Source organism: Bacillus cereus group sp. TH152-1LC (assembly GCF_027710505.1).
Lineage (GTDB): Bacteria > Bacillota > Bacilli > Bacillales > Bacillaceae_G > Bacillus_A > Bacillus_A mobilis.
Window position 1 is genome coordinate 1 of record NZ_JAQFNK010000055.1, and the last position, 6,374, is coordinate 6,374.

Genomic DNA, 6,374 nt, shown 5'->3' on the forward strand with positions numbered 1-6,374 from the left:
TCATTAGCAGGTCATTCGTTAAGGGATCTTGTAAATGAAATTAATGTTGAAAATATTTATATTAATGTTCGTACTGTCCAACATCCTAGTGGTGAAATTCGTGGTCAGTTATCTTCTTGTTGTTGCTGACACTATAAAAGATAGTTTTCCAATAGTAGTAAAAGCGAGGGAGTGTCATATGAAATAAGGGAGCATCCATCTGGGTGCTTTTCTTAATTTTATTAGGAGGTGTAGGAAGCATGTTATTTAAAAAAAAGAAAAAGAAGAATCGGAATATAGGACAGTAGCTCAAAGTAATTTGAAAAGAAATGATGAGAGTGAGACAAATGCTCGATAAAACAATGGGTGAATTTCTGATAGAGTAATTAAATAAGCACAGCTGCATCATCTGCTTAGGAAGATGTGCAACTGTGCAAATATAAACGATATCCGTTGACCAGGTGGTCTCGGGAATTAGGGTACTCTTACTATAGCATGAGGAACATAACAGTAAATACTCAAAAATGTCCATATTTAGGACAAAATGAAAGGTAAATAAGTGATGGAAGAATATAAAATAAAACAACAAAAGCGTAAGTTCTATGACAGTGGCGAGTGGAAGAGAATACGTGAACAAGTAAAGAAGCGTGACAACTATGAGTGCCAGGAATGCAAACGTAATGGTCGAGTGCAAACAGATACCAATGAGTACAGTGAGAGCGCAAAGCGTAAGAAGATTCAACTTGTTGTCCATCATATAAAAGAATTTGAACATCATCCAGCACTTGCATTAGAAATAGATAATTTAGAAACAATCTGTGTGGATTGCCATAATAAAGAACACGGTAGAACATTCAAAAAGAAACCGAACAAATGGGAAAACGATGAAAAGTGGTAAAAAGGATTCAGAAACAACCCTCCCCCTCAGATATTTCATGATTTTTCGATAAATGGGGCACCGGAGGAGGGGGGTCGATTTTTCAAATTTATAACCAAATTCGCGCGTTATATCAAATTGGAAAATGATGTAAATCAGAAGGGAGGGATATTGTGGCTAGAGTGAAGCGTGAAACAATGAGAAAAAGGATTGAAAAGGATCTAACAAACCAATTAAAAGAAAAGAAGATTGTAGGTAATCATTATACTGACTTAATTCAAGACTATTTATCGTTGTGGGATTTAAAGTGTATTCTTGTTGATGATATTGAAGAAACAGGAATAAAAGTATCTGGCATGCATGGTCCGAAATCCAATCCTTCTATTAATGATTTACACAAAACAAATGATCGAATGATAAAGATTTTAGATGCACTTGGATTAGAAGCATCGGCAGAAGAAAAGAAAGTTCCTTCAAAACCTATGCGCTCAGTTAAAGATTTAACATGATTCAAAATAAATATGTCACTGAATATATTGAAATGTATCGCGCAGGGAAAATTAAGCTGAATAAAGAGCGCATAATGCTAATTGAGTACCTGGAGACATACATCTTAATACGCGATGATTTGTATTTCGATAATGAAATGCATGAGGACTATATAAAATTCACTGAGAAATGGTACTTTGAATTGCAAGCATTCCAAAAGTTCCTAACAGCATTTGTTTTTCTTTTCTATAAAGAAGATGGTTCTGTTTTTTACGAGCAATTTTTAATTATGATGGCTCGTGGTGGTGGTAAAAACGGTTTAATTTCATCATTATGCCATTTCTTTATTAGTCCACTGCATGGAATAGATCGATATAATGTTTCAATTGTGGCAAACAACGAGAAGCAGGCTAAAGTTTCTTTTCGTGAAGTCTATGATGCTATTAAAGGAAAAGAAATACTAGAAGATCTGTTTTATCGAACCAAGGTAGAGATACTGAGTAACGATACGCAAAGCATTATGCAATATCATACATCTAATGCTGGTTCTAAGGATGGACTTCGTGACGGTTGTGTTATTTACGATGAAATACATCGATACGAAAACTTTGATGTAGTAAATGTATTCTCTAGTGGACTTGGAAAAGTGCCAAATGCTAGAGAATTTTTTATTGGTACAGATGGCTTTGTCCGCGACGGATTCCTGGACAAAACGAAAGAGCGAGCGATGAACATTCTAAAGGGAAAAGATTTAGAAGATCCATTATTCCCTTTCATTTGCAAGATAGATAATCCAGAAGAAATTGATAATCCTGATGTATGGGAAAAAGCGAATCCGATGTTTAGTGAGCCGAGAAGTTCTTATGCTAAACAATTATTTAAAAAGGTATTAACCCAATATAAACAATTAGAAAATAATCCTTCAAACCGTGAAGAATTCATCACAAAACGTATGAATTACCCTGAAACAGATTTAACAAAGTCTGTAGCTTCATGGGAAGAAATCATGCGTACTGGTTTTGAAGAAGATGGAGAAACGCTTAGAGAAGTTCCTGATTTAAAACATAAAGTAGCTGTAGGTGGACTTGACTTCGCCAGCATCAAAGACTTTGCTGCGGTCGGTTTACTATTTAAACATGGTGAAGATTATATATGGAAAGGTCATTCATTTGTACGTAAAGGATTCTTGGACAAGGTGAAATTAAAAGCACCTATATATGAATGGGCTGAAAATGGTTTACTAACTATTGTGGATGAACCAGTTATTAATATTTCTCACATTGTAGATTGGTTTGTAAAAATGCGTGAGATATACGGATTTAACACAATAGTAGCTGATACTTTCCGTCTTGATCTTGTTAAAACAGCACTTGAAGCTGAAGGTTTCATATTGTTATATATTCGTAATCCAAAAGCGATTCATTCTTTATTAGCACCAAGGGTTGAAACGTTGTTTGCCAACAATCGTATTATTTTCGGAGATAATCCATTAATGCGTTGGTACACCAACAATGTTTACGTCCACATCAAAAAGGACGGCAACAAAGAATATCTGAAAAAAGATGAATTTAAGCGCAAAACAGATGGATTCCAAGCATTTATCCATGCATTATGGCAAGCGGATAACATTCTTGTGGATGAATTCGACTTTATGCTAGACGGTATTAAATTCTAATAAGGAGGTGATAATCATTGGATGGCTAGATGCGGTTTTTAAAAGAAATAGTGAAGTAGGATTTATGTTTGATGTGGAAATGTTTATTGAGAAAGCCAATAGGGTACACATGAAGCGACTGGTGATTGATACCTGTATATCCGTTTTAGGGAGAACAATTAGTCAGTCAGAATTTAGAGTGAAAAATGGTGAAGAATTTGAAAAGGATGAGCTTTACTACCGATTAAATGTCAGACCGAATAAGAATATGACAGCAAGTACCTTTTGGGAGAGTTTCATTTACAGACTTATTTATGATAATGAAGCTTTGATTATCCAAGCGGATGATGGTGATTTACTTATTGCTGATGACTTTGAACATAACGAATATGCTGTGTTTGAAGATACTTTTACAAATGTCACTGTAAAAGATTATCAGTTTAAGAGAAGTTTTAAACAAAGTGAAGTCATTCATTTAAGATACAGGAATGACAAGTTAGCCCCTCTTATCGATGGTTTGTTTACTGATTATGGTGATTTGTTCGGTAGGATATTAAGTTCTCAAAAGCGCAAAAATCAAATTCGCGGAACAGTTGATATGGACATGCTTGCTGCAAAGAGTAAAGAACATCAAGCGAAGCTTCAAGAATTCATTGATAACATGTACAAAGCGATTGGAGAAAAAGACGTTGCTATCATTCCGCAACAACCAGGTTTTAAGTATGCTGAAACGTCAGGTGGAGCAAGTTCTGGGCAGAGTGTGGAGGAAATTAATAAAGTAACAAATGGCTTCTTAAATCAAGTAGCAATGGCTTTTGGTATTCCGACTGCTTTGTTATATGGTGAAATGGCTGATGTAGAGAAGCAGACGAAGAATTATATGCTTTTTACAGTAAGACCATTATTAAAAAAGCTATCAGATGAAGTGAATGTGAAATTCTTTGAAGAAGAAGAGTACCTTGAAGGAAAGAGGATTCAAGTAAAAGCTGTTTCTTATCAAAGCATATTTGACTTGGCGGAAAAAATAGATAAATTGGTTGCTTCTGGTGTATTTAAGGGAAATGAAATTAGGGTAGAAGTAGATTATGATATCTCGGATGATCCTAACTTGAACAAACATTATATTACGAAAAACTACGCTGAAATGAATACAGGAGAAGGAGGTGAGAATACAAATGACGGTGAAAATTGACGTTAAAGGACCAATTATTTCGAATGATGAAGCTTGGATTTATGATTGGTTTGAAATGGATGCTGCAAGCCCAGGTAAAATCTCAAAAGAACTGACTAATGCCAATGGTGATGATTTAATTGTATCAATCAATAGTCCTGGTGGTTATGTAGATGAGGGTTCGGAAATTTACACAGCATTAAAAAATTATCCTGGTCATGTGGAAGTTCAAATTGTTGGTTTAGCAGCAAGTGCAGCTTCTGTAATTGCGATGGCAGGTGATAAAGTTCGAATTTCTCCAACAGCAAAAATCATGATTCACAACGCTGCTAAGTGGCATGGTGGAGATCATCGTGACATGGAAAAGGCGGCTGAGATGTTAAAAATAACAGATCGAGCAATTGTAAATGCCTATGTCATTAAAAGTGGTAAATCAGAAGAAGAACTACTTAACATGATGGCTGAAGAAACTTGGATGGGTCCGCAACAAGCATTAGAAAACAATTTCGCGGATGAAATCATGTTTATGGAGAATCCAGTTAAAATGACAGCTTCAACGGCTACTGCTGCCATGCTTCCGCAGAAAGTAATCGATGGCTTTAGAAATGGAACCATGAACAAAGGCCAAGGAATCACAAAAGGAGATTTAAATGCAGCATTATCAGGATTAAAAAATGAAATCCTGAATGATTTACAAAACAATATAGAAGAACAACCAAAGGAGCCGAATCCTAAACCTGTAAAAAACAGTGGGATTAAAGGGCTCCTTTTAAAATTATAAAAAAATGGAGGAAACACATAATGGTTATTAAATTTAATAAATCTGAAGCATTTAATAAGGCAAAAGCAAAATTGACGGATACTTTAACGAACGCGGAAAGTACAGAACAAGAACAAACGTCAGCGTTTGAAGGTTTCTTTGATGCACTACAAACAGATGTAGCAAATACTGTTCGTGAACAAGTAAATAACGATATGCTTGATCGCTCAATTTTACAGCAACGTGGTCAAAATGTTTTAACTTCAGCAGAAACAAAATTCTTCAATGCAGTTGTTAAAGAAGGTGGATTTACAGATGGCTCGATCCTTCCTGTAACGACTCAAGAGCGTGTGTTTGAAGATTTAGTTACGGAACATCCCTTATTAGCTGAAATTGGTTTGCAAGATTTAGGAGCAGTTACGAAGTTTATTTATTCTGATGCAACGAAGGCGTATGTATGGGGCGAGTTATTCGGTGAAATCCGTGGGCAAATTGATGCCATCTTCAAACAAGAAAAAATTGGTCAACTTAAATTAACTGCATTTGCAGCAATTCCAAATGATATGAAGGAACTTGGCCCGGAATGGATTGAACGTTATGTTCGAACTGTTTTAGTAGAAACATATTCTGTCGGTCTAGAATTTGGCTTTATTAATGGTGGCGGATCTGTAGCGCATCAACCAGTTGGTTTAATGAAAGATGTAAATCCAGAGACAGGCGCTGTTACTGATAAAAAATCTTCTGGTAAACTAACATTTGCTCCGTCTGATAAAGGGGTAATTGTAGCAGGCGAACTTTATGAAGTAGTAAAAGCTTTATCTGTTGATGCAAAAGGGAAATCCAGAAAAGTATTAAATAAAATTGTAATGGTAGTTAACCCGATTGATGCGATTGGCGTACAAGCACGTAATACAATCCAGACCGCAACAGGTCAATGGGTAATGGCATTGCCTTATAACATTAAACCTGTCGAGTGTGAGGAAGTTCCTGTTGGTAAAGCATTATTCTTTGTAAAAGGACAATATATTGCTGCAATCGCAGGCGGATACAAGCTAAAAGAATTTGATCAAACATTAGCTTTCGAAGATGCTACTCTGTATACAATTAAACAATTTGCTAATGGGAAACCGAAAGATAATAAAGCGGCTCTTGTATATGATTTAAAGATTTCTTTCACACCGCCTACAACTCCAGAAACTAAATAAGGAATGATGTGAATGGTTACAGTGATTTCAACTGAAATATTACAAGAATTTAAAGATAGGATGCACTTGGGTGATGAGGAAGATGATAACCTAAAACGCATTCTTTCTACGTCTAACAAGGCATTACTTAGGATTTGTGGAAATTATGATTTAAATAAAGACGAGGAGTTCAAAGAATTAGTCTTTGAACGTTCTCGTTATGTTTATAACGATGCATTAGAGTATTTTGACAAGAATTT

General features: G+C 35.5%; 8 protein-coding genes. All 8 read left to right on the forward strand.

The window, feature by feature from the left end; genetic code table 11:
* Positions 1 to 129: CHRD domain-containing protein (locus PDL00_RS34395; protein WP_270733825.1), on the forward strand; the 129-nt coding region annotated here is incomplete at its 5' end.
* Between the two features lie 412 nt (positions 130 to 541).
* Entirely contained in the window at positions 542 to 877 is a 336-nt protein-coding gene (locus PDL00_RS34400; RefSeq protein ID WP_270733820.1) for an HNH endonuclease, read from the forward strand.
* Positions 878 to 1,029: 152 nt separating this feature from the next.
* Positions 1,030 to 1,365 carry a P27 family phage terminase small subunit gene (locus PDL00_RS34405; RefSeq protein ID WP_016124643.1) on the forward strand — a complete coding sequence of 112 codons (336 nt, stop codon included), beginning with the start codon at positions 1,030 to 1,032 and terminating at the stop codon, positions 1,363 to 1,365.
* On the forward strand, positions 1,362 to 3,020 hold the full coding sequence (locus PDL00_RS34410) for a terminase TerL endonuclease subunit (protein WP_270733821.1): 1,659 nt from the start codon (positions 1,362 to 1,364) through the stop codon (positions 3,018 to 3,020). Before PDL00_RS34405 ends, PDL00_RS34410 begins: the two co-directional genes overlap by 4 nt.
* A 7-nt stretch (positions 3,021 to 3,027) precedes the next feature.
* Entirely contained in the window at positions 3,028 to 4,191 is a 1,164-nt protein-coding gene (locus PDL00_RS34415) for a phage portal protein (RefSeq protein WP_442868357.1), read from the forward strand.
* A complete protein-coding gene (locus PDL00_RS34420; protein ID WP_270733822.1) occupies positions 4,175 to 4,951 on the forward strand; it encodes a head maturation protease, ClpP-related in 777 nt (258 codons plus the stop codon). Before PDL00_RS34415 ends, PDL00_RS34420 begins: the two co-directional genes overlap by 17 nt.
* Before the next feature lie 20 nt (positions 4,952 to 4,971).
* The gene (locus PDL00_RS34425) at positions 4,972 to 6,135 is read left to right on the forward strand and encodes a phage major capsid protein (RefSeq protein WP_270733823.1); all 1,164 of its coding nucleotides are present in this window, start codon (positions 4,972 to 4,974) and stop codon (positions 6,133 to 6,135) included.
* A gap of 12 nt (positions 6,136 to 6,147) precedes the next feature.
* Positions 6,148 to 6,374 (forward strand): hypothetical protein (locus PDL00_RS34430; protein WP_270733824.1); only part of this gene is annotated, 227 nt, incomplete at its 3' end.